General features: G+C 62.0%; 19 protein-coding genes. 4 read left to right on the top strand and 15 right to left on the bottom strand.

The annotated features are described in order from the left end of the window. Positions 1-78: 78 nt before the first annotated feature. From N2A41_RS32565 to N2A41_RS32555, 3 genes are read right to left on the bottom strand one after another with little or no spacing between them, the layout of a single operon-like run. A complete protein-coding gene (locus tag N2A41_RS32565; RefSeq protein ID WP_260112024.1) occupies positions 79-972 on the bottom strand; it encodes an NAD(P)-dependent oxidoreductase in 894 nt (297 codons plus the stop codon). 1 nt (position 973) lies between these two features. Next, the gene (locus tag N2A41_RS32560) at positions 974-1,519 is read right to left on the bottom strand and encodes a gluconokinase (RefSeq protein WP_260112023.1); all 546 of its coding nucleotides are present in this window, start codon (positions 1,517-1,519) and stop codon (positions 974-976) included. A gap of 13 nt (positions 1,520-1,532) precedes the next feature. Further along, positions 1,533-2,297: an SDR family oxidoreductase gene (locus N2A41_RS32555; RefSeq protein WP_017968674.1), complete on the bottom strand. Its 765-nt coding sequence runs from the start codon at positions 2,295-2,297 to the stop codon at positions 1,533-1,535. Between the two features lie 135 nt (positions 2,298-2,432). Between N2A41_RS32555 and N2A41_RS32550 the strand changes: the two genes are divergently transcribed. Beyond that, positions 2,433-3,374: a 2-hydroxyacid dehydrogenase gene (locus N2A41_RS32550; protein ID WP_260112022.1), complete on the top strand. Its 942-nt coding sequence runs from the start codon at positions 2,433-2,435 to the stop codon at positions 3,372-3,374. A 10-nt stretch (positions 3,375-3,384) separates the two neighbouring features. After that, positions 3,385-4,416, top strand: coding sequence for an L-idonate 5-dehydrogenase (locus tag N2A41_RS32545; protein WP_260112021.1), 1,032 nt, complete (start codon positions 3,385-3,387; stop codon positions 4,414-4,416). Between the two features lie 74 nt (positions 4,417-4,490). Here N2A41_RS32545 and N2A41_RS32540 read toward each other — a convergent pair whose 3' ends face one another. Then, positions 4,491-5,567 (bottom strand): LacI family DNA-binding transcriptional regulator, encoded by a 1,077-nt coding sequence (locus tag N2A41_RS32540; protein WP_018070702.1) that lies wholly within the window; start codon positions 5,565-5,567, stop codon positions 4,491-4,493. Positions 5,568-5,793: 226 nt separating this feature from the next. Here N2A41_RS32540 and N2A41_RS32535 point away from each other — a divergent pair, with 226 nt between their 5' ends. Then, on the top strand, positions 5,794-6,720 hold the full coding sequence (locus N2A41_RS32535; protein ID WP_260112020.1) for an SMP-30/gluconolactonase/LRE family protein: 927 nt from the start codon (positions 5,794-5,796) through the stop codon (positions 6,718-6,720). 63 nt (positions 6,721-6,783) lie between these two features. Here the strand turns inward: N2A41_RS32535 and N2A41_RS32530 are convergent, their stop codons facing one another. Both N2A41_RS32530 and N2A41_RS32525 read right to left on the bottom strand, forming a co-directional pair. Next, positions 6,784-8,913: a vWA domain-containing protein gene (locus N2A41_RS32530; protein WP_260112019.1), complete on the bottom strand. Its 2,130-nt coding sequence runs from the start codon at positions 8,911-8,913 to the stop codon at positions 6,784-6,786. Then, positions 8,910-9,434, bottom strand: coding sequence for an RNA polymerase sigma factor (locus tag N2A41_RS32525; protein ID WP_162117590.1), 525 nt, complete (start codon positions 9,432-9,434; stop codon positions 8,910-8,912). The genes N2A41_RS32530 and N2A41_RS32525 overlap by 4 nt, the downstream gene beginning before the upstream one ends. A 225-nt stretch (positions 9,435-9,659) precedes the next feature. Here N2A41_RS32525 and N2A41_RS32520 point away from each other — a divergent pair, with 225 nt between their 5' ends. Continuing rightward, entirely contained in the window at positions 9,660-10,571 is a 912-nt protein-coding gene (locus tag N2A41_RS32520) for an alpha/beta hydrolase (RefSeq protein ID WP_260112018.1), read from the top strand. 3 nt (positions 10,572-10,574) lie between these two features. On the opposite strand, the gene N2A41_RS32515 is transcribed toward N2A41_RS32520, so the two are convergent. From N2A41_RS32515 to N2A41_RS32475, 9 genes are all read right to left on the bottom strand, one after another. After that, positions 10,575-12,578, bottom strand: a complete 2,004-nt coding sequence (locus N2A41_RS32515; protein WP_260112017.1) for a CocE/NonD family hydrolase — start codon at positions 12,576-12,578, stop codon at positions 10,575-10,577. 51 nt (positions 12,579-12,629) lie between these two features. Beyond that, the gene (locus N2A41_RS32510) at positions 12,630-14,261 is read right to left on the bottom strand and encodes an ABC transporter ATP-binding protein (RefSeq protein WP_260112016.1); all 1,632 of its coding nucleotides are present in this window, start codon (positions 14,259-14,261) and stop codon (positions 12,630-12,632) included. Beyond that, positions 14,254-15,081, bottom strand: coding sequence for an ABC transporter permease (locus tag N2A41_RS32505; protein ID WP_260112015.1), 828 nt, complete (start codon positions 15,079-15,081; stop codon positions 14,254-14,256). Before N2A41_RS32505 ends, N2A41_RS32510 begins: the two co-directional genes overlap by 8 nt. Continuing rightward, entirely contained in the window at positions 15,078-16,082 is a 1,005-nt protein-coding gene (locus N2A41_RS32500) for an ABC transporter permease (protein ID WP_260112014.1), read from the bottom strand. Before N2A41_RS32500 ends, N2A41_RS32505 begins: the two co-directional genes overlap by 4 nt. A gap of 96 nt (positions 16,083-16,178) precedes the next feature. Then, a complete protein-coding gene (locus N2A41_RS32495; RefSeq protein WP_222384851.1) occupies positions 16,179-17,768 on the bottom strand; it encodes an ABC transporter substrate-binding protein in 1,590 nt (529 codons plus the stop codon). Between the two features lie 119 nt (positions 17,769-17,887). Next, on the bottom strand, positions 17,888-18,670 hold the full coding sequence (locus tag N2A41_RS32490) for a carnitinyl-CoA dehydratase (RefSeq protein ID WP_222384850.1): 783 nt from the start codon (positions 18,668-18,670) through the stop codon (positions 17,888-17,890). Further along, positions 18,667-20,730, bottom strand: coding sequence for an acetate--CoA ligase family protein (locus tag N2A41_RS32485; RefSeq protein WP_260112013.1), 2,064 nt, complete (start codon positions 20,728-20,730; stop codon positions 18,667-18,669). The genes N2A41_RS32490 and N2A41_RS32485 overlap by 4 nt, the downstream gene beginning before the upstream one ends. 4 nt (positions 20,731-20,734) lie before the next feature. Continuing rightward, complete coding sequence (locus N2A41_RS32480) at positions 20,735-21,895, bottom strand: acyl-CoA dehydrogenase family protein (RefSeq protein ID WP_260112012.1); 1,161 nt, start codon at positions 21,893-21,895, stop codon at positions 20,735-20,737. 10 nt (positions 21,896-21,905) lie between these two features. Further along, positions 21,906-23,396: a carnitine 3-dehydrogenase gene (locus N2A41_RS32475; RefSeq protein ID WP_260112176.1), complete on the bottom strand. Its 1,491-nt coding sequence runs from the start codon at positions 23,394-23,396 to the stop codon at positions 21,906-21,908. Positions 23,397-23,401: the final 5 nt, after the last annotated feature.

Raw genomic sequence — 23,401 nt, 5'->3', positions numbered from 1 at the left:
TGATCGTATGTTATCGATAACATTTGTGGATGGTCAAGTGGAAAGATGACGATCTCGAATTTCTCGGCGAGATTAATGTCAGCCGGCCTGAAATCCGTCGAGAAGATGCATCATCTCGGCAGAGTCCTTCGGCCCGAGGCCGGCGGCGCAGAGCAGGCGGTGAATCTCGACCACGGAGCCGGTCATCGGCAATGGCGTCTTAGTCTTCAGCGCGAAGGCCTGAAGCGAATCCAGGTCCTTCAACATGTTGTCGATTCTGCCTGTCGGCGAGAAATCCCGGGTAGCGAATTTTGCCATGAATTCCTGCATTATCCGGTTATCAGCCCTGCCGCCGGCAAGGGCAGCCGGAATGGCGGCCGGATCGACGCCGCCGGCTTCGGCGAGCTTGACCGCCTCCGCGACGGCCTGAAACAGCACGGCGCAAAACAGCTGATTGATCAGCTTCGTCGTCTGCCCCGCGCCGGATGCACCCATCAGCGTGTAATTGGCGGCAAGATGCCGCATCACCACGCGCGCCCGTTCGAAATCCCCAGCGCTGCCGCCCGCCATGATCGTCAGGCGTCCGCTGAGCGCACCTGGCACGCCACCGGAGAGCGGGCAATCCACCCATGCCATGCCGGTTTCCCGACGCAGCCGTATCGCCATGTCGGCCGTGTCGGCCGGGTCGATCGACGACATGTCGATCAGCACCTTGTCGGCATTTGCAGCCGCGGCAACACCTTTGTCGCCGAAGACGACAGCGCGGACGATATTTGCGTGATTGAGGCTCAGCACACAAAACGCCGACCGTGAGACCGCTTCCTCCACGGAGCCGGCCGCGCGCGCGCCCTTGGCCTCCAAAGCCGCAACTTTTTCGGTATCCAGGTCGAAGACCGATACCTTATGCCCGGTTTCGATCAATCGCGTGACGATCGCCGTTCCCATGATGCCGGCACCGATGACGGCGACATCTGCTCTGTAGTCATCCTGCATGTTAATCTCCTCCCTTGACGGCCATGCCGCTCAGTTCCTGGCAAGCCAGCGCCACAATATCATCCAACGCATTATCGATCGCCACCGTCACCACACCAGCTTCACCGGTCGGCGGCTCCAGTGTTTGCAGCTGGCTGTCGAGCAGCGACGCCGGCATGAAATGGCCCTGGCGAGCCTGCATCCGCGACAGCAACAGGTCGCGGGATGCTTCAAGGAAAACAAAGGCCAGGCGCCCGCCCGCTGCCTGTCTTAGCCTGTCGCGATAGCTTCTCTTCAGCGCCGAACAGGAAATCACCAATCCTTGCGACGTTTCTTGCGCGGCCCTTATTTCCTGACCAATCCGGTCGAGCCAGGGCAGGCGGTCGTCGTCAGTAAGCGGTATGCCCTGTGCCATCTTCTCGACATTTCCTGCGGGGTGGAGTTGGTCGCCCTCCAGAAACAGCATGCCGTTTCGAGCGGCGATATGCTCTCCAACCGAGGATTTGCCGCAGCCGCTGACGCCCATGACGACAATGGCCAGAGGCGATGCCTTTTGCTCGAAGCCCATGGTCTCGTCTCTATCAGAGGCTGGTCGTGATGCCGCCATCGACATAAAGCGTGTGCCCGTTGATAAACGACGAGCCGCGGCCCGACAGGAAAACGGCGGCGCCCACCAATTCCTCGACATTGCCCCAGCGTCCGGCCGGCGTCCGCTTCTCGAGCCAGGACGAGAACTCGGGATTGTCGACAAGCGCCTGGTTGAGCGGCGTCTTGAAATAGCCCGGCGCAATCGCGTTGATCTGCAGGCCGTACTTGGCCCAGTCGGCGCACATGCCGCGGGTCAGATTGCGCACCGCGCCCTTGGTCGCCGTGTAGGGAGCAATGCCGGGACGGGCGAGCTCGCTTTGCACGGAGGCGATGTTGATGATCTTGCCCTGTCCGCGGGCGATCATGGGTTTGGCCGCTGCCTGGCCGACGTAGAACACGCTCGAAATATTGGTGGTCAGCAGCAGCTCCCATTTGTCCGCCGGAAAATCTTCCAGCGGCGTGCGAAACTGCATGCCGGCATTGTTGATCAGGATGTCGAGCGGTCCGATATCAGCTTCGATCGCGTCGATGCCTTCTTTAGCGGCATCTTTGCTGGTCACGTCGAAGATCGCCGCATGGGCAGACAGGCCTTGATCCTTGAGGCTCTCGACCGCGCGTTTGACGCTTTCGGGCGTGCGGCCATTGATGATCACCTCGGCGCCATGCTGCGCCAGGCCTTCGGCCAGGGCATAGCCGATCCCCTGGCTCGAGCCGGTGATCAGGGCGCGCCGTCCGGTAAGATCAAACAAGTTCTTCATGCAAATCACTCCTCCGGTCTCTCCGCGGGCAACGGCTTGCGCTGCCGCTGACGGTGAAACTCACTTGACATCCCTTTTCCGAATTATATGTTATCGATAACATAATCAACTGTCAAAATGCGGGATGGAAACGGAATGCCTGAGATAGAAATCTTGATGGCCGGAGCCTATCCGGAATGGGACATGGTGGATCTGGAGGCGACCTACCGAATCCATCGCCTATGGGAAGCGACAGACCGGCAGGAGCTGATCTCCAGGGTCGGCAAGGATATCCGCGCCATAGCGACCCGTGGCGAACTCGGAGCGTCCGCAGAGCTGATGGCGCAATTGCCGAAACTGGAAATCGTCTCCTGTTACGGCGTCGGCACCGACGCAATCGACTTGTCCTATGCCCGCGCCAACGGCATTCGCGTCACGAATACCCCCGATGTGCTCACCGAAGATGTCGCCGATATCGCCATCGGACTGCTGCTTGCCACGGCAAGGCAGATTCCGCAGGCCGATGTTCTTGTGCGCTCCGGCCAGTGGGGCAGTGTCGCCATGCCGCTTGTGACGCGCGTCTCGGGCAAGAAGGTGGGGATCGTCGGCATGGGCCGGATCGGCAAGGCAATCGCCAAGAGGGCTGCCGCGTTCGGCTGCGACATCTCCTATTTCGCTCGCAATGACCACACGGATGTTGCCTACACCTACGAGCCCGACCTGATCGCGCTTGCGGATTGGGCCGACTTTCTGATCGTCATCGTCCCCGGCGGGGAGGCGACCATGAAGATCATCAATGCTGAGGTGCTTAAGGCGCTCGGCCCGAATGGCATCTTGATCAACGTCTCCCGCGGGACCACCGTCGACGAAGAAGCGCTGATCGCAGCCCTTCGAGACCGCACCATCCAGGCGGCCGGCCTTGATGTCTTCCTGAACGAACCCAAGATCGATGCCCGTTTCCTGACGTTGCAAAACGTCGTGTTGCAGCCCCATCACGGCTCTGGCACTGTCGAGACCCGAAAGGCCATGGGCCAATTGGTCAGAGACAATCTCGCTGCGCATTTTGCAGGTCGCCCGCTTCCAACTCCCGTCGTGTGAGGGTCCCGATATGAAAGCCATCGTCATTCATGCCGCCAAGGATCTGAGGATCGAAGATCGCGAGCCGGAGGTTGCGGGCGCCGGGCAGGTGGAGATTGCCATCGAAGCCGGCGGCATTTGCGGTTCGGACCTGCATTATTACAATCACGGCGGTTTCGGCACCGTTCGCCTGCGCGAACCGATGATCCTCGGCCATGAGATCGCCGGCACGGTCAAGGCGCTGGGTTCCGGCGTCGCCGATCTTGCCGTCGGAGACCGTGTTGCTGTTTCCCCGAGCCGGCCGTGCAACCATTGCCAATATTGCCTGAAAGGACAGCAAAACCACTGCCTCAACATGCGGTTTTACGGCAGCGCCATGCCGATGCCGCATATTCAGGGCGGCTTTCGCCAGCGGCTGGTGGCGGAGCATTGGCAGTGCCATAAGGTCGCGGACGGCATTTCCATTCACGAGGCCGCCTTTGCCGAACCCTTTGCGGTGACACTGCATGCGGCAAACCGCGCCGGGTCGCTGCTCGGCAAACGGGTGCTCGTCACCGGTTGCGGCCCCATCGGGATGTTGGCGATCGTTGCGGCGCGCGTCCTCGGCGCCCGCGAAATCGTCGCGACTGACGTGACGGATAGCGTCCTGGCCATTGCCCGCACCAGCGGCGCCGATAGAACGATCAACGTTGCCACCCATGCTTCCGACCTTGCGGCTTACAGCGCCGACAAGGGATACTTCGATGTCATATTCGAAGCGTCAGGCAATGAGCGGGCGGTGCGGGCGGGCCTGGAGACGCTTAAGCCCCGCGCCATTCTCGTGCAGCTCGGCCTTGGCGGCGATGTTTCCATTCCGCAGAACATGATCGTGGCGAAGGAAATCGAGATGCGCGGGACATTCCGTTTTCACGAAGAATTTGCGCTCGCCGTCGAACTGATCAACGCGCGTCGCGTCGATCTGAAGCCGCTGCTGACAGGTGTTTTCGGGATCGAAGAAGCCGTTGCCGCCTTCGAATTGGCAGGCGACCGCAGCAAGTCCATGAAAGTGCAGATCGCCTTCTGACCGAGGCATCATCCCTGCAGCCATTCAAAGTGCTACAGCGCCGCGCATCTGAAAAGACGCGCGGCGCTGTGATCTCAAGCGGTTGGCGCGCCGTTGCGGTCCGTGCTTTCGCGCAAGACGACCTTGTAGCCCGTCAATGTGATCTCATCGCCGGTCGCCTCGCCTGTATGGAGGGTATCCAGCAGGCGGGCGGCGGCCTGGCGACCGATGCCATAACAATCCACATTGATGGTGGTAATGCGCGGATGACAGATGGACGAGATCTCGTAATCGCCGAAACCGGCAACGGCGATGTCCCGCGGAACCTTCATTCCCCGGCGCGTGCATTCCATGATGGCGCCGAAAGCGGAAAGGTCGGAAACGCAGAGAACCACTTCCGTGTCCGGCCAGCGCTCCAGCAGGCTGACGATTGCCTGGCCACCCTGTTCCATGGTGATGGGCGGCACGCCGAAGGAAATCATCCGTCCCGGTCCGAGGCCCAATTCTTCGACAGTCTTCTGGAAACCGCTTCGTCGCTGGCTGCCGCGCGTATCGCGCGCCGTCGTTCCACCGATATAACCGAATTTCCGATACCCTTGACCGGCAAGTGTCCGCACCAGCAGGGACATCGCCTCACTGTTGGAAAAGCCGACGACCTGATTGATCGGATCTTCCGGAAGTTCCCAGGTCTCGACAACGGGAATGCCGGCTTTTACGAGCATCCGCCGCGCGCGCGCCGTGTGCGAACCACCGGTCAGGATGATGCCTTCGGGGCGGCGGCGCAGCATCGCCTCGATCAGCTCTTCCTCTTTCTCCGCCGAATAGTCGGTATAGCCGAGAAGGAGTTGAAGGCCGGTATTCTGCAGCGCATCGGTCATGCCGCGTGCGGTGTCGGAGAAATTCGAATTATTGATCGAGGGCACCAGGGCGGCGATGAAGCCGCTCCGCCTTGACGAAAGGCTGCCGGCAGACAGATCGAGCACATAGCCGAGGGCGTCGACGGCTTCCATGATGCGCTTCCGGGTTTCCTCGGAAACGCTCGCATCCTGGCGAAAGGCACGTGAAACGGTCATGGCAGAGACGCCGACATATTTGGCGACCTCCGCCATCGTCAGCTTTTGCGCGTCTCCCGGCTTGAGACGCTTGTCTTTCGGCTCATCCTCGTTTTTCACTGGTCTCCGCTTTCAAACAAGCTTCCGAGTCAGGTAGCCTAAGACACGATAAAGTTATCGCTATCATCGTACAATCGATATTATTGCAGGAATGCACCATTCCAAAGTTCAAGAACCGGGATTCCTGGGGTATTTTCGCAAACGGCGGCATATCGGCATCTGTACGAAGCCCTCACAACGCGACAAGATGATATCGATAACAATTTGAGGAAAACGGAGGAGCATCATGTTCGGGCAAATTGACGGTACGGGGTTTGAGGTTCTCGACCCGCGTTTTGAAAGCTGCTTCGTCGGTCACGCCCGCGTCGAGCGGCTTTGGACGGGCGGCCGCTGGCTGGAGGGACCGGCCTGGTTTGCCGCCGGGCGGTATCTGGTTTTTTCGGATATCCCCAACAACCGCATGATGCGCTACGACGATACCAGCGGGCATACATCGGTCTTCCGCTCGCCCAGCAACAATTCGAATGGCAATACTGTCGACAATCAGGGCCGGTTGATCACCTGCGAGCATCTGACGCGCCGTGTCACGCGCACGGACTTTAACGGCAGGATCACCGTTCTGGCCGATCAAATTGCAGGTAAACGGCTCAACTCTCCAAACGACGTCACCGTCAAGTCCGATGGGACCATCTGGTTCACCGACCCGAGCTACGGCATCCTCCACGACTACGAGGGCGACTACGGCGAGGCGGAAATCGGCGGATGCCACGTCTACCGGCATGATCCGGCAACAGGCTCGACCGATCAGGTGACCTCCGATTTCGTCAAGCCGAATGGACTGGCTTTCTCCCCAGATGAGACGCTGCTCTACGTCGCCGACACCGGGGCAACGCATCTGCCCGGCGGTCCGCGCCACATCAGAAAGCTCGCGGTCTCGAATGAGGGAAGGTTGAGCGATCTCGGCGTTTTCGCAGAATGTGCCTCAGGCCTGTTCGATGGTTTTCGCGTCGACCGGAAAAGCCGGATATGGACGAGCGCCGGCGACGGTGTGCACGCCTATGATCCGGATGGCACTTTGATCGGCAAGATCCATATTCCCGAGGGCGTCTCCAACGTCACTTTCGGCGGCGAGAAATTGAACCGTCTCTTTATCACCGCGAGCACGTCTCTCTACGCTGTTTATCTCACCGCCAACGGGTCGAGACTGGGATGATCACTCAGCAGAGGCCGCCCTTTTGGGACGGCCTCTGCTGAGTGCGGTTTTGTGCCTCTTGCCTCATCGTTGACTGAGGCCGTCCGCCAGCCTGATGAGACCGAGGAAATCCGACCTGTAGCCGAAGGTGTCAGTCCCCCGCGATGCCGCCGCGAGATCGGCGATCGCCTGATAGGAATAGGTGTCGACGGCCGCGACATGGCTCAGTTTCTGGCCGAAGGCTGCGACGGCCACCGAGAAACGGACATCCTGCGGCGCGGCATCGACGGTGACGACCGCGTTGTTGTCGTCGACAGCCGTGGTGATGATGGCGCTCTTGTCCTGACCCGGCCGCTTGTAGCGCATCTTGATGTAGGCAAGTTCGCCGTGATGGGCGCTGTCAGCGGTCGCGGCCGGCGCCTTATCGGCGGCACCATAGCGCAGATCGTCATTCATCACCGCCGGGCTTCCCTTGGGCGTAATCTCGTAAATCGCGGTGACGCTGTGGCCGGAACCGATATCGCCGGCATCGACGCGGTCATTGTTGAAATCCTCGCGGTTCAACGCCCGCGTCTCGTAACCGATCAGCCGGTATTCGGCGATCCGTTCCGGGTTGAATTCGACCTGGAACTTGACGTCGCTGGCGATCGGAAACAGCGTCGATCCGGCCTCTTCGACCAGCGTCTTCTGTGCCTCCGCCAAGGTGTCGATATAGGCAGCACTGCCATTGCCGTTCTGGGCCAGCGTCTGCATCAGGGAATCGTTGAGATTGCCCCGCCCGAAGCCGAGGACGGTGAGGAAGATGCCGTCCTTGCGCCTCTCTTCGATGATGCGCTTCAAGTCCTCGTCGCTCGACGGGCCGACATTGAAGTCGCCGTCCGTCGCCAGCATCACCCGGTTGACGCCGTCCTTGACGAAGCCCTGCTTGGCAAGGTCATAGGCTGCCTCGATGCCTTCGGCGCCGCCGGTCGAGCCTCCGGGCTCCAGTCCGTCGATTGCCGACAGGATCTTCGATTTCTCCGCCACACGTGTCGGCGCCAGAACCGTGCCGGCATTGCCGGCATAAGTGACGATCGAGACGGTATCGTCGGGTTTCAGCCTGTTGATCATGAGCCGGAAGGCGCTCTTCAGCAACGGCAGTTTGTCCGGTTCGTCCATCGAGCCCGACACGTCGATCAGGAAGACCAGATTGGCCTGCGGCGTGCTTGCCGGCGCAATATCATAACCCTTGATCGCCACATGCATCAATTCCGTGTCGTGGTTCCACGGCGTCGGCATGACAGTCACGGTCGCCTTGAAAGGCTGGTCGGCATTGTCAGGGCCCGGCCAGTCATAGGGGAAATAGTTGATCATCTCCTCGACGCGGACCGATTGCGGACCGGGCATCGCGCCGCCGGTCAACGACCGGCGGACGAAGGAATAGGACGCGCTGTCGACATCGGCGGAGAAAGTCGAGACCGGATCCCTCGCGACGGTCTTGATCGGATTTGCCGCGGCATTAGCAAATCGCTCACGATTCGGATCGACCTGAATCTGCATACGCCCCTCCGCAGGCGGCGCAGGCGAGGGGACAATGGCGGCCATCGGTTCGGCCAACTGCTGCTGGGGGACGATGCCGGGAGCGGCCGGCGCCGAGCGCTTGGCCGCCCCGAGTGCCGTTGCAGAACCCTCCGGCTTGTTCGTGAGGGTGGCGACGTCGTTGGCAGCGAATTCGGATGTCTGCGACGAATCGGGTTTCGCGAGTGCCGATGCCTCCTTGTCCCGCGGGGCTTGCGCGACAGCGACAGATTGCTCAGCCAGGCTGTTGTTCCCGGCCGGTGCTTGTGGCGCGACCGTGACCGGCTTCTGACCGGTGGTTGCAGCCGGTTGCTTCGACGCGTCACTTTTCGAAACGTTGCCGGCGATCTCTGTCTGATCGACGATCGGCAATCCGTTGCGGGTCAGCTCGATCGCGAGATAACCGGCGGCGGGAATGACCAGCAGCGTCGCAAGGGCTGAACCGGCGAGGAATTTCTTGTTCATGGCAGGGCTCCATATCCAGTTGATGATGGAGCTTTGACGCCAGCCTTTCGCATTTCCTTGGGGCACCGCTACATCGTTTTCCGCGGTGTCGAAGGCCTGCATCGCCGCAGCAAGCGCACGCGTGCGCGCCTCCGGGGTCGCTGCCAGCGGCGTCACGCGGGAGAGCTTTTCGAGTTCCTTGTCCACGGTCATACCTCTTCCTTGCCGAGCACGGCCTTCAGCCTCTTACGCGCCTCATGGACCTGCCAGGAAACGGTCGCCTCCGAGCAGCCCATGACATCGGCAGCAGCCGAATGGCTGAGACCTTCGCCGTAAACGAGCAGCACGGCGTCGCACTGCCTTTCCGGCAAGGCGCGCACGGCGGCCCATAATTCGCTCGATAACTCGTCGTCATTTCCATCAGGCGCATCGGGCTGCGGCTCGGCGGCGTAGGCGCGGAATGTCTGCTCCTCTCGTGCAAGTTTGCGTCTATGGTCGCGGGCGGCGTTGAGCGTCAGAGTATAGAGCCACGTCCTGAAGCGGCTGGCGCCGCGAAAGCTGCGGATCGCCGCACCGAGCTTGACGCAGACCTCCTGGGCGATGTCGTCGGCATCAGTGGAACTGCCCGACCAACGCCATGCCGTCGCATGGACGAATTCATAATGGCGCGAGACCAGTTGCCCAAAGGCCTCCCGGTCGCCGCCGTGCGCTCGTTCTATGAGCTCCGCGTCCAAATTCCGCACCTACCCCATGCTACCAAGCAAGACGCTATTTCGAGATTGAGACGTTTCTCGGATGGCTTTCCTTGGGTCGATGGCGAAAAATTATCGGAAATTTTGAGTGTCACGACATTTATGGGTCGCGGCCAGACAGGTCGTCCGCCTAACGAAGGCGCATGATGAGGACAAAGTCGGCCAAGGACATAATTTTATTATGTCCCAAATCGCGAAAGGACCTCCATGTCCGCTCAACCGCCTGCCCCCACCGAGAAGGGCATCCTGCAGTTTCTGGCGATTTGCGATGCCTTCTATCCGCCAGACGCCGTTCAAGCATCGATCGAACAGCAGCGACATTGGTACGACGCTCTTTGCGCGCGCTTTGACCGCCCGCTGCCCCCGGAGATGATCTTTGCGGACGGCATGCTCCAGCGCATACCGATCCGGCGCTACCGTCCGCGGAAAATCAGCACGCGGTCCGTTCTACTCTATCTTCATGGCGGCGGCTTCGTTGTCGGTTCGCTCGAGAGCCATCACGCCATCTGCGCCGAGATTGCCGATTTTGCCGGTGCGGAACTCGTTTCGGTCGATTACCGGCTGGCCCCTGAATATCGCTGGCCGGCGCAGACGGATGACGGCTTTGCCGTGTTGAAGCATCTGCTTTCCGCCAATAGCAAGGTCGTGCTGATCGGCGACAGTGCTGGCGGCAATCTGGCGGCGGGCCTTGCGTTGCGCGCGCGCGACGAGGACCTGTCCGGCGTCGTCGGACAAGTCCTGATCTACCCGGCGCTCGGCGGGGATCTTACTGCCGGCTCCTATGTCGAAATGGCCGCGGCGCCGGGTCTGACAACGGCGGATGTCGCTTATTACCGCGAGATCCTGCAAGCACCGGCAGGCAATAAGATCGCCGAACCGCTGCAGGCAGCTTCGCTTGCCGGGCTGCCGCCGACCTTCATCACGGTTGCGCATTTCGATCCGCTCCGGGACGACGGCCGGCACTATGCCGCCCGGCTCACCGCGGAGGGCGTCGAAGTCTGGTTCCGGGAGGAACCGCAGATGGTGCATGCCTGGCTGCGCGCCCGGCACATGAGCGATGGCGCCCGCGACGGCTTCCGCGCCGTCTGCGAGGCCACAAGGCGCTTTGCGGCGGCCTGACGATCACATCAGGTCGCGCGCGATCCGCTTTTCCGCAAAGACCTTTTCAAAGACCTGAACATCGTCCTCGAAGGCGGTGACGACAGCGCTGATGATCCAGTCGGTCCGGGTGCAGGCAATCCGCGCGGTCGCCACCGTCCGCACGGACCAGCCGGGGCGGCGCATATCGCAGGTCCAGGTCGACGTGCCCTTCATCGACAGCGGATTATCGGGCGAGATCAACCAGACCTCCTTCCGCAATTGCCGGGTCGAGAGACCTGTCTCAGGGTGTTCGGTCAGCCCGGTATCCTCGTGGATGTGATACTCCGTCCGGGCAGCCGAGAGATCGCGGACGACCTGCCGCTTCGTTACGGCGGCCGCATGCTCGATGTATTTCGGCAGCGGATCGGGATTGGCCGGTTCCCTGATTTCGATCCGCTGGTGCTCGCCGAGCATCGGCAGCCCCAGGCCGAGTGCCGCGATATCGATGTCGATGCCGTCGTCATCAGGCGGCGGTAGGATCATCGGCCAATAGGCGGTGGACAACGAAAGGCGGATGCGATGCCCCTTGCGGAAGCGGTAACCGCAGGCATCGAGCACGAGCCGGACCGGCACCGTCTTGCCTGACATCAGCGGCTTGGGATCGGCATTGCCGTCGCGGTGGGTAAGATTGACGACGCCGAAGGCGACACGTGTTGCCGTGCCATCCGGATGGATATCGATGAGCCGGGCGCAGAGATTTCCGCCCGCCGCCCGAGAGCGCAGCGCAAGCGTCAGCACGGGCCGGCCGAGATAGTCGTAATCGCCAGCAAGCGGCATCGTATCGAAGACCAGCGAGCCGGCATCGTCCGAGCGCTGATCGATCGCCATTTCGGCGTCGGGCTTCAGCGTAAAATACTCGCCTGATGCCGTCCCGGTATCGAGCGGAGATCTCACATAGACGGGATGTTCGGGCGCGTGCGGGATCGGCATGCCTTCCGTCAGCTTGCCGAATTGCTCGACGTAGAAGCACTGCATCTGCGGCGTCGACCAGACGTCCTTGGCGACCCAGAAGCCCCGATCGCTGTCGCGTCGCGGGGCAGGGCGGACGGCGTCGAGAATATAGGCGCGGGCCTGCGGCAGCCTGTCGATCCCATTGTTCTCGCCCCGCAGCCATCTGTTCCACCAGGCAATTGCCTCGCCATGAAAATCGGTGCGCGGTTTCGGCCAGGCGAAATGCGGATATTTGTGAACCCAGGGGCCGATCAGCGCCTTCGCCTTGTCGCCCAGGCCTTCGACCGCCATTAGCGGCGTATTGCGGTAGCCGTCAGCCCAGCCGGCGATGACAAGCGTCGGGATTTCCACGCTCGAAAAATCCTCCGAGATCGAGCCGTGACGCCAGAAATCATCGCGCCGCTGATGGGCCAGCCACTCCTCCATGAAGAAGGGTTCACCTGCCAGGCGTTCCAGCCACATCTGCTTCCAGCGCTCCCCGACGAGCGCGGGATCAGGCGGGCGCGACTGGTAGCCGAGCATCGTTGCCGCCCATGAGAGCTGGGCGGAGAGATGGCAGCCGTTCTTGTAGTGGATGTCGTCATTGTAGCGGTCGACGGTCGAGGCGATTGAGATGACAGCCTTCAGCGCCGGCGGGCGCAATGCTGCGACCTGCAGGCTGTTGAAGCCGCCCCAGGAGATGCCCATCATGCCGACCGAGCCGTTCGACCATGGCTGCGCGGCAATCCAGGCGATCAGCTCGCAGGCATTGGCAAGCTCGCATTCGGTATATTCGCCGTCGATGACGCCGTCGGATTCGCCCGAACCTCTGATATCGACACGCACGCCGGCAATGCCTGCGGCCGCGAAGACCGGGTAGGTCGACTCATCCCTGAGGCTGGTTCCATCCCGCTTGCGATAGGGCAGGAATTCGAAGACGGCGGGAACGGGATCTTTTTCCGTGTCATTCGGCATCCAAATGCGCGCGGCAAGCCGCGTCCCATCCTTCAGCGTAATCCATTCATTCTCGATGGTGGTGAAGCCGCGCGAGGTCATGCTGATTCCTTGCTGCACATTTCATGAGACGAGGGTTCGGCCCTCGTCAAGTCAGTTACCGGCGCTCTCCATGCGGCGCGTGGCAAGCACCCGTTCCAGCCAGCCGATTTCCATTTCCGGCACGGATTTCAACAGCAGATCGGTGTAGTCATCAAAGGGCGGCGACAGCGCCTTCGATTTTGGACCGAACCGCACCAGCTTGCCGCGATGCATCACCGCCACGCTGTCGGCAATCGCCCGGACGATCGCGATGTCGTGGGTGATGAAGACGTAGGAGAGCTGTTCTTCTTCCTGCAGGCGGAGAAGCAGCTTGAGGATCCCCTCCGCCACCAGCGGATCGAGCGCCGAGGTCGGCTCGTCGCAGAGGATGAGTTCGGGCTTGGCGGCAAGCGCCCTTGCGATCGCCACACGCTGCTTCTGGCCGCCGGATAGTTCGGCCGGGTAGCGATCGACGAAGCCCTTGCCCATTTCGATCTGGTCGAGCAACTCCTTCACCCGGGCGGTCTTCTCGGCACCTTTGAGGCCATAATAGAAGGTTAGCGGGCGGCCGATGATGTCGCGGACCGTCTGGCGCGGGTTCATCGCCGTATCGGCCATCTGGTAGATCAGCTGGATGCGCCTCAGATCGTCGTTCGGCCGGCTCTTCAGACCCGGCATCAGTGGCTTGCCATTAAAGACGATGCGGCCGCTGCTCGGCGGCAGCAGGCCGGTAATGACGCGCGCCAGCGTCGATTTGCCCGAACCGGATTCACCGACGACCGCAAGCGTCTGCCCCCTCGGCACATGCAACGTGACATCGTGCAGCACCTTGAAGCCGTTGGAATATTCGGCACTGACATTGTCGACCTTGAGAAGTGCTGCAGACTGGTCGGCGGCTTCCTCGCGATAGGCCTGCCTGACATTGACGAGGGCGCGCGTATAGTCCTCCCGCGGCGCCTCGATGATCTGCTGGACGCTGCCATATTCGACCTGCTTGCCATAACGCAGGACCATGATGTCGTCCGAGATCTGGGCGACGACGGCAAGGTCATGGGTGATGTAAAGGGCGGCCGTATGCGTTTCCTCGATAGCATGCTTGATCGCCGCCAGCACGTCGATCTGCGTGGTGACGTCAAGCGCCGTGGTGGGCTCGTCGAAAACGATGAGATCGGGCTTGGAGCAGAGCGCCATCGCCGTCATCGCCCGCTGCAGCTGGCCGCCGGAGACCTGGTGGGGAAAGCGCTCGCCGAAGGTTTCGGGACTGGGCAGGCCAAGAACCCCGAACAGATAAAGCGCTCGCTCACGCGCCTTGTCCTTGCTCATCAAACCATGTTTGACAGACGCTTCAATCACCTGATCGCCGAGCCGATGCGCCGGATTGAAGGCGGCGGCGGCCGATTGCGCGACATAGCAGACCCGCGCGCCGCGAATTTTACGGATGCCATTCTTGCCGAGCGCCAGGATATCGGCGCCGTCGAGCCGCACCTCACCGCCGGTGATTTCGGCGCCGCCCCGTCCATAGGCAAGCGCCGAAAGGCCGATCGTCGACTTGCCGGCGCCCGATTCGCCGATGAGGCCGAGGACCTTGCCCTTCTTGAGGTCGAAGGAAACGCCGTCGACGATCGTGACCCGCTTGGGCGGTTCGCCCGGCGGATAGCTGGTTGCTTCGATCTTCAGATTGCGAACGGAAAGAAGCTCAGGCATCGCCGCGCCCTCCCTTGAGGCTGGATGTGCGTTTCAGGAGCCAATCGACGACGAGGTTGACGCAGACAGCCAGCACGGCAATCGCCGTGCCGGGCACCAGCGCTGCCGAAATGCCGAAGATGATGCCGTCCTTGTTGTCCTTGACCATGCCACCCCAATCGGCCGCCGGCGGCTGAATGCCGAGGCCGAGGAAGGAGAGCGTCGAGAGGAACAGGATCGAGAAGGCGAAGCGCAGCCCGAACTCTGCCAGCAGTGGCGACAGCGTGTTCGGCAGGATCTCGCGGAAGATGATCCAGAGCTTGCCTTCGCCGCGCAACGTCGCCGCCTCGACGAATTCCATCACGGCGACATCAAGCGCCACCGCACGGCCGAGACGATAGACGCGAGTAGAGTCGAGGATCGCCATGACAAGGATCAGCACGACGATGTTTTGCGGCAGCACCGCAAGAACGACGAGCGCGAAGATCAGCGTCGGGATCGACATCATCAGATCATTGAATCGTGACAGGACGGTGTCGATGAGGCCGCGCGAGACGGCGGCGGTGAAGCTCAGGATAATGCCGAGCGAGAAGGAGATGATGGTGGCGGCGGATGCGACCGTCAGCGTCGTGCGCGCGCCGTAGATCAGGCGCGAGAAAATATCGCGACCAAGATTGTCGAGACCGAAGATATATTGACTATCGGGCAGCTGCCAGACGTCGCCGACGACCTGCGTCTCGCCATAGGGGGCGAGCCAGGGGGCGAAGATTGCGAAGGTGAAGGCGACGGCGATACCGACCATGCCGATCCAGGCGGTGATGGGGATGTCTCTCAATCTCATCGCGGATGCCTCAGCCGGGGATTGGCGATAATGGCGAGGATATCGGCCGTCATGTTGAGGAAGATATAGACGGCCGCGAAGATCAGGCCGCAAGCCTGCACGACGGGCATGTCGCGTACGGTGACCGCATCGACCATGTATTGTCCCATGCCGGGATAGACGAAGACCACTTCGACAACGACGACGCCGACGACGAGATAGGCAAGGTTCAGCGCGATGACGTTGATGATCGGCGCAAGCGCATTGGGGGCAGCATGCTTGACGATCGAGCGGAAGGCGCTGAGGCCTTTCAGCTCGGCGGTTTCCATATAGGCCGACGACATGACGGAGAGGATCGCCGCCCGCGTCATGCGCATCATGTGCGCGAGCACAACGAGCACGAGGGTCGCCGTCGGCAGCGCGATTGCCTTCAGCCGCTCGACGAAACCCATGCTGTCATAGACGGTCGCTGGAAAGGTCGCCATGCCGAGCTTCACCGCGAAGAACAGGATCAGCAGGTAGCCGATAAAGAATTCCGGCAGTGAGATCGCCGCAAGCGAGATCACGTTGATGATCTTGTCAGGCAGGCGGTTACGGAAATGCACCGACAGCATGCCGAGACCGACGGCGAGCGGCACCGATATCACCGCTGCGAAACCCGCCAGGAACAGCGAATTGCCGAGGCGCTTGCCGATCTGTTCGCTCACCGAATTCTTGCTGGCCCAGGAAGTGCCGAAGTCACCCTGGACGGCGTTGCCGAGCCACTCGATGTAGCGCGTCGTTATCGGGCGGTTCAGCCCGAGATCCTGACGAATATTGGCGACGGCCTGCGGGGTCGCCGACTGGCCGAGATAGGTGGTGGCAAAATCGCCGGGCAAAGCTTCCAGGCCGCCGAAGATCAGGACGGAAACGGCAAAAAGCAGGACGAGGCTGAGCACGAAGCGCTCGAGGATCAGGGCAAGCAGCGGGAAACGCTGCCGGAACCCGAGGCCGGGCAATATGCTTGGGACAGGATTGGTCATGGCGAGGACCTCGCGCTAAAACGTCGGGAGGACCGCGGGGTTCATCCCACGGTCCCGGCTTCGTTGAAGATCGGAGGGGCAAACGCCCCCTTGCCATCAAGCGTCCAGCCAGACGCGGGTCGCGACGTAGCCGTTCGACATGTCGTTGCCGATGTCATGGACATAACCCTTCACCTGCTTGGTGGAGGCGTTCACGAAATCGTTGAACATCGGCAGGATCACCCCGCCCTCGTCACGGACCGTCATCGCCATGGTGCGATACATGTCCTTGCGTTTGGCTTCATCAAGTTCGGAGCGGGCCTGCAGCAGCAGCTTGTCGAAGTCAGGACGCTTGAAACGGGTGTCGTTCCAGTCCGCCGTCGAGAGATAGGCGGTGGAATACATCTGGTCCTGCGTCGGGCGGCCACCCCAGTAGGAGGTCGAGAAGGGCTGGACATTCCAGACGTTGGTCCAGTAGCCGTCGCCCGGTTCGCGCTTGACCTCGATCTCGATGCCGGCCTTCTTGCAGCTTTCCTGATAGAGGACGGCCGCGTCGACGGCGCCGGGGAAGGCCACTTCGGAGGTGCGCAGGAGGACCGAGCCGCTATGGCCCGACTTCTTGTAGTGGAACGCCGCCTTGTCGGGATCGTAGGTGCGCTGCTCGATGCCTTCGGGGAACAGCGCATAAGTGCTGTTGATCGGGAAGTCGTTGCCGACCTTGCCGTAACCGCCGAGGATCTTCTGCACCATGGTCTCGCGGTCCATGGCGTATTTGAGGGCCAGGCGCAGGTCGTTGTTGTCGAACGGCGCCTTGTCGCAATGCATGATGAAGACGTAGTGGCCGCGGCCGGCGGTCGAGAGGATCTCGACGTTCGGAGCGCGTTTCAGCAGATTGACGGTCTTCGGATCGACGCGGTTGATGTAGTGCACCTGGCCGGACGATAGTGCCGCGATACGGGCGGTAGCGTCGTTCATGCCGATGATTTCGATCGAATCGACATAACCTCGGTCAGAGCGCCAGTCGTCCTTGTTTTTTTCGAAGGTGGCGCGGACGCCGGGCTCGAAGCTCGTCATCTTGTAGGGGCCGGTGCCGATCGAGGCCAGCGGATCGTCGACGCCGCCGTTCGGCTGGATGACCAGATGGTAGTCCGACAGCAGCAGCGGCATGTCGGCATTGCCTTCGCTGAGCGTCAAGACGAGATTGCTGCCGTCGGCCTTGATCTCCTTGATCGAGCCGAGAACACCGAGCGCGCCGGATTCCGACTTCGCATCGGTATGACGCTTCAGCGTCGCAACGACGTCGTCGATCGTCAGTTCCTTGCCATTGTGGAACTTGACGCCCTTGCGGATCTTGAAGGTCCAGGTCGCCGCGTCCTTTGACGGCTCCCAGGATTCGGCGAGCGCCGGCACGGCAGCACCCGTCAGCGGATCGGATTCGACCAGCATGTCCCCCCAGCAGCGGCCGATGCAGAACATCACCTGCGACAGGAATTTTGCCGGATCGTTGGAATCGGTGGCGGCGCCACCTTCGAGGCCGAGCTTCAGATGGCCGCCGCGCTTCGGTTCGGCGGCTTGCGCACTTTCGGTGAAGAGCTTGTCGGCAGCGGCAAGTGTGATGCCTGCCGCCATGGCGCGTCCCATGAATTCGCGGCGGCTGAGCCCGCCTGCGGTGACGCGGCTTGTGAGATATTTCGTGTAGTCGGTCATTCCCCTGTTCCTTCTTTGTGGTGCGTTGACAGAACTTCCGGGCATGGTCCGCAGGCGGTTTCCTCTCCCCCTCCGGTGCCCGCATCATGCGGGAAAACAGTGCGGTTGCTGCCGCCTGGTTATTTTCCTTTCCAAATGGGGCTTCGCTTCTCGGCGAAGGCCCGTGCGCCTTCCAATTGGTCCTCGCTCGAATAGAGCCTGTCGACCGTCGCAAACTGCCGCTTGGTGATCTTGTTCATGGCAGTCTGGAACGTCGAACCCTCCGCTTCGCGCACGATTTCCTTGATGGCCGCATAGACGAGCGGCGGCCCGCTTGCGAGCAGGCGGGCAAGCTCCCGGGCCCTGTCCATCAGCCGCTCGGCCGGCAGAACCTCGTTGACGAAGCCCCAGCGATGCGCCTCGTGAACGTCGAGCCAGCGCCCAGTGAAAAGCATGTCCATGGCGATGTGGTAGGGAATGCGTTTCGGCAACTTGATGGAAGCCGCATCGGCAACCGTGCCGGAACGGATTTCCGGCAGGGCGAAGGTCGCATGCTCGGCGGCGAGGATCAGGTCGGTCGACAGCGCGATCTCCAGACCGCCGCCGCAACAGATGCCGTTGACCGCACAAATGACTGGCTTGTTGAGGTCGCGCAGTTCCTGCAGTCCGCCGAAGCCGCCGACGCCGTAATCTCCGTCGACCGCATCGCCTGATGCCGCCGCCTTGAGGTCCCAGCCGGCACAGAAAAACTTCTCGCCGGCGCCCGACACGATGGCGACCCGCAGCGCCGGGTCGTCGCGGAAATCGCGGAAGATCAACCCCAGGGCACGGCTGGTCGCAAGGTCGATGGCATTCGCCTTCGGCCGGTCGATGACGACTTCGAGCACTCCGCCGTCCTGTCGTGTGCGAATGGGATCGCTCAACCTGTGCTACTCCTCCGACGTATCAGAGCATCGACCATGGCCACGCCACGCCCTTCGGGAAGAACCATCAATGGATTAATGTCCAGTTCCTCCAGCCGTGCCGCGTTCTTTACGACATAATCTGCCGTTGCTGAGACAGCGCCGACAGCGGCCTCGAGATCGCCTTTTGGCCGCCCTCGATAGCCATAGATCAATTTTGTAAGTTTGAGGCGCGAAATTGCCGCGTGAATGTCGGTTTTCGTCGCCGGAAGGGGCAGGATGACGGAATCGTCAAGCAATTCAACGAAGATTCCGCCCGCTCCAAGCGTAAGCGACAATCCGAAGACAGGGTCGCGGACGGCGCCGACAATGAGCTCGGCGACCGGCGGATCGATCATTTTCTCGACGAGATAGCCGGCATTCGGCGGCATGGCCGCCGCCGCATTCGACACGGCTTCAATATCCTCCAGGTTGAGTACGACGGCCCCAGCCTCGGTTTTGTGCGCAATGCCGAGCGCTTTCAGCACGACTGGAAAGCCGAGCCGCTCAGCCTGCTCGGCCGCCTGACCGGGAGAGGACGCCAACAGCCCCTTTGGAATCGGAAGGCCGAAGGCAGCAAGCTCAGCCTTCGCATCGGCCTCCGTCAGCGTCTCGATCTCGCCATTGATAGAGGACACATCGAGCAGCGGCAGGGGAGGCGGGCGATCCCACGCCTGGCCGATGCCGGCGGCAACTTCCACTGCCGTGATGGCTTCTTCGATACCGCAGAAGGCAATGATGCCATTTGCCATCAGCCGATCGGCGACAGGCTCCGGCATGTTTTCCGGAAGGGTTGCCAGAAGGCCGGCCAGCGCACCGGTTGCGGCGGCAGCCACAATGACCGCGTCTGCCGTCATCGCCCATTCGGACGCATCGCAGCGGTCGCCGCGGGGGAAGTCGAGGACGACGAGATTGAGGGCATAGCCGGCCTCGAACATGGCGCTGAAGGCTTCAGTCTGGCGTGCAAGATCACCCCAGACGAAGGTGTGGTAATCGAGCGGATTGGACAGCGTCACCATCTCGCCGAGGACCCGCCGCAGACGAGGCAATTGTTGTGGCTGCAGCGCGGGGAATTCCACGTTGCGACCGACGGCGGCATCCGCCATCAGCGAGGCTTCGCCACCGGAACAGCTCATCGACGAGATCGAATGGCTTGCGAGCGGTCCGGCGACATGCAGCAGTTTCAGGGTTTCGAGCAGCGCCGGCAAGGTCTGGACACGGCCAAGGCCGAGGCGGGCGAGCACGGCGTCTGCGACGGCATCGCTGCCGGCGAGTGAGGCGGTATGCGAAACCGCCGCGCGTTTTGCCTGCTCGGATCTGCCGACCTTCAGCACGACGACGGGCTTCCTCGACCGCCGGGCAAGGGCGGCCAGGCGTTCGAGTGCAGAGAGATCGCCGAAACCTTCGACATGAAGGCCGACCGCCGTGACGCGCGGGTCGTCGATCAGTGCGCAGGCGACATCGGCAAGCGATGTCTGCGCCTGGTTGCCGGCGGTGACCACATAGGCGATCGGCACGCCGCGGGTCTGCATGGTCAGGTTGATAGCGATATTGGAGGACTGCGTAAGGATCGCGACGCCACGTTCGATACGCTGCATGCCATGCTGATCGGGCCAGAGCAGCGCGCCATCGAGACCGTTGATCAGCCCGTAGCAGTTCGGCCCGAGGATCGGCATGTCGCCGGCTGCGTCGAGCAAGGCCTGCTGCAGCTCGGCGCCGTCGCTGAGTTCCGTCGTCGCCTCGCTGAAACCCGACGCATAACAAACCGCCCCGCCGGCACCGGCCTCAGAAAGGCTACGGACGATCTCGACGGTCAGCGTCCTGTTGACGCCGACGAAGGCAGCGTCCGGCGCCGAAGGCAGATCGGATACGGAGCGGTAGCAGGACCGCCCGAGCACCTCGTCGAGCTTGGGATGGACGGGCCAGATCTCGCCGGCAAAGCCCATGCGGTCGCACTGCTCGATCACCCTGCGCGCCTCACGGCCACCGAAGACGGCGATCGTTTGCGGTCTGAGCAGGCGGTCGAGCGGGCGGGGCATCATCGGCTCACGCTCCCAAAGGTCGAAGCAGGTCGCGGCTGATGATATGCCGCTGGATTTCGGAAGTGCCGTCCCAGATGCGTTCGACGCGCGCATCACGCCAGAAGCGGGCGAGCGGCAGGTCGTCCATCAATCCCATGCCGCCGAAGATCTGGATCGCCTCATCGGTGACGCGAGCCAGCATTTCGGAGGAGTAGAGTTTGGCCGAGGCGATCTGCCGGTCTGCGGAAAGGCCGGCATCGAGCCGCCAAGCGGCGGCGAGCGTCAGCCAATCGGCCGCGTCGATCTCGGTGATCATGTCGGCGAGCTTGAACGACACGCCCTGATTGGAACCGATCGGCCTGCCGAACTGTTTGCGCTCGGCGGCATAGGGCAGCGCCATATCGAAGACGCGCCGTGCCCGGCCGACGCAGGTGGCGGCCACCGTCAGCCGCGTGCCGTAGAGCCATTGATTGGCGATATCGAAGCCGCGATGCACCTCGCCCAGCACTTGGGCTTCGGGAATCCGGCAATCTTCGAAGCTGAGCGTTGAGTTGTGGTAGCCGCGATGCGAAACGGAATCATAGCCTTTGAGGATCTCGAAGCCCGGCGTGCCACGATCCACCAGGAAGGCTGTGATCTTCTTCTTGATGCCTTTCGGCGTTTCTTCCTCGCCCGTCGCGGCAAAGACGATGACGAAATCGGCGACATCGGCATGGGAGATGAAATGTTTCGTACCGTTGAGGACGAAATCGCTGCCGTCGCGGCGGGCGGCGCATTTCATGCCGCGCATGTCAGACCCGGCGTCCGGTTCAGTGATGGCAAGCGCGTCGATCTTCTCGCCGCGCACCGCAGGCAGGAGATAGCGCTCACGCTGCTCGCCCTCGCAGGCCATCAGGATGCCGGAGGGGCGGCCGAAGAAAACCGTCAGCCCGAGGGAACCGCGCCCGAGCTCCCGCTCGACCAGGGTGAAGGTGACATGGTCGAGGCCGGCGCCACCGACTTCTTCCGGGAAATTGCAGGCGTAGAAGCCGAGATCGATGCATTTGCGCCGGATCTCGTCTCCAAGCTCCGACGGGACCATACCTGTGCGCTCGACCTCATTCTCATGCGGATAGATTTCGGTCTCGACGAAGGCGCGGACCGTCTCGACGATCATTTCCTGTTCTTCGCTCAGTCCGAAATCCATGCCGATCCTCCTACCGCCTCTGGCCGACGTGACGGCCGACGCCTTCAGGCGCAGCCAACTCCGCATGCGCTCTAGCGATCGCCTTGACCTTGTCGAGAATGACGGCCGGCGCGGGTGTGGCCTTACCGGCCTTGCTGTCGACATGCAGCAACATGTGCTCGGCGGTGGCAATGGTCTCGCCCGTCGCCGTATCGTGAAGCGTGTGGAAGACGTGCAGCCGCTTGTCGTCGACATCAAGGATCCGGCAGGTCGAATGGATCGCCTGCCCGAGCTTCGCCTCGCCGAGATGGCGGATGTGGGTTTCCACTGTGTAGTAGCTCTGCCCCGCCTCGACATAGGCAACGTCGACGCCGATGAGGCGCAGCAGCGCATCTGAGGTATCGCCGAAAACCTGCAGGTAGCGGTGTTCGGTCATATGGCCGTTATAATCGACCCAGGCAGGGCTGACCTTGGTCTCGACGAGCCTCAGCGGCTTCGACGGATCGAAAGACGTCGTCGTCCCGCCGCCTTGTGCCCAGAGCGATTGCTCGAAGTCCTTCAGCAGCCTGCCGGCGCCCCAGCCCTTGCCGCCATCGCCACCCTTGAGGGCCTGCAGGATGCCAACGAGGTTTTCATCGCGGATGCGTTCGAGTTCACGGATCGACAGGCCAGCCGCCTGTTCGTCGGATTGCCGGCCGATCTTTTCGATCAGCGCATCGTCGAGATCGACGACATCGGTGAGCTTGGTCCAGGGCCAGGCAAGGCAAGGGCCGAACTGCGCGAGGAAGTGGCGCATGCCGGCCTCGCCGCCGGCGATGCGATAGGTCTGGAACAGGCCCATCTGCGCCCAGCGCAGGCCGAAGGAGTAGCGGATGACATCGTCGAGCGTCTCGACGGTGCAGATATCGTCGTGGATGAGCCACAAGGCCTCGCGCCAGAGCGCTTCGAGCAGCCGGTCACCGACAAAGGCCTCGATCTCCTTGGCAATGTGGACGCCCTTCATACCGAGCGGCGGCAGTCTTTCGATCGCCGTCTGGATGGTCGCCGCCGAAGTCTTTTCGCCGGCGACGATTTCGACGAGCGGCAGCAGATAGACGGGATTATAGGGGTGGGCGACGAAGAGGCGCTCAGGATATTTCATGTCGCGCTGCAGGTCGGTCGGCAGCAGGCCCGAGGTGGAAGAGCCGATCAGGGCGTCCGGTCGTGCCACGGCGTCGATCTCGTTTAGCACACCGCGCTTGAGGTCGAGCCTTTCGGGCACGCTTTCCTGAATCCAGTCGGCGCCGGCAACAGCCTCTTCCAGCGTCTTGCAGAAGATCAGCCTGCCGCGCGGCGGCAGGGGTGCGCCGGTCAGCATGGCATAGGCTTTTTCGGCATTGGCGACGACTTCGCCGACGATGCGGCTCGCCTCCGGATGCGGGTCGAACACATCAACGTCGATGCCGGCCAGCAGAAAACGCGCGATCCACCCGCCGCCAATAACGCCGCCGCCGATGCAAGCCGCCTTGTTGATCCCTGTCATGCCGT

The organism is Rhizobium sp. SRDI969 (genome assembly GCF_025152725.1).
Lineage (GTDB): Bacteria > Pseudomonadota > Alphaproteobacteria > Rhizobiales > Rhizobiaceae > Rhizobium > Rhizobium leguminosarum_I.
This window is presented reverse-complemented; position numbering and strand designations above follow the sequence as displayed.

Bases quoted from the DNA above. Each gene is read 5' to 3' on its own strand.
- N2A41_RS32530 (WP_260112019.1), bottom strand. From the start codon at position 8,913: ATGACCGTGGACAAGGAACTCGAAAAGCTCTCCCGCGTGACGCCGCTG.
- N2A41_RS32505 (WP_260112015.1), bottom strand. From the start codon at position 15,081: ATGAGATTGAGAGACATCCCCATCACCGCCTGGATCGGCATGGTCGGT.
- N2A41_RS32480 (WP_260112012.1), bottom strand. From the start codon at position 21,895: ATGGATTTCGGACTGAGCGAAGAACAGGAAATGATCGTCGAGACGGTC.
- N2A41_RS32545 (WP_260112021.1), top strand. From the start codon at position 3,385: ATGAAAGCCATCGTCATTCATGCCGCCAAGGATCTGAGGATCGAAGAT.
- N2A41_RS32560 (WP_260112023.1), bottom strand. From the start codon at position 1,519: ATGGGCTTCGAGCAAAAGGCATCGCCTCTGGCCATTGTCGTCATGGGC.
- N2A41_RS32475 (WP_260112176.1), bottom strand. From the start codon at position 23,396: ATGACAGGGATCAACAAGGCGGCTTGCATCGGCGGCGGCGTTATTGGC.
- N2A41_RS32485 (WP_260112013.1), bottom strand. From the start codon at position 20,730: ATGATGCCCCGCCCGCTCGACCGCCTGCTCAGACCGCAAACGATCGCC.
- N2A41_RS32535 (WP_260112020.1), top strand. From the start codon at position 5,794: ATGTTCGGGCAAATTGACGGTACGGGGTTTGAGGTTCTCGACCCGCGT.
- N2A41_RS32510 (WP_260112016.1), bottom strand. From the start codon at position 14,261: ATGCCTGAGCTTCTTTCCGTTCGCAATCTGAAGATCGAAGCAACCAGC.
- N2A41_RS32555 (WP_017968674.1), bottom strand. From the start codon at position 2,297: ATGAAGAACTTGTTTGATCTTACCGGACGGCGCGCCCTGATCACCGGC.
- N2A41_RS32515 (WP_260112017.1), bottom strand. From the start codon at position 12,578: ATGACCTCGCGCGGCTTCACCACCATCGAGAATGAATGGATTACGCTG.
- N2A41_RS32565 (WP_260112024.1), bottom strand. From the start codon at position 972: ATGCAGGATGACTACAGAGCAGATGTCGCCGTCATCGGTGCCGGCATC.
- N2A41_RS32520 (WP_260112018.1), top strand. From the start codon at position 9,660: ATGTCCGCTCAACCGCCTGCCCCCACCGAGAAGGGCATCCTGCAGTTT.
- N2A41_RS32550 (WP_260112022.1), top strand. From the start codon at position 2,433: ATGCCTGAGATAGAAATCTTGATGGCCGGAGCCTATCCGGAATGGGAC.
- N2A41_RS32500 (WP_260112014.1), bottom strand. From the start codon at position 16,082: ATGACCAATCCTGTCCCAAGCATATTGCCCGGCCTCGGGTTCCGGCAG.
- N2A41_RS32495 (WP_222384851.1), bottom strand. From the start codon at position 17,768: ATGACCGACTACACGAAATATCTCACAAGCCGCGTCACCGCAGGCGGG.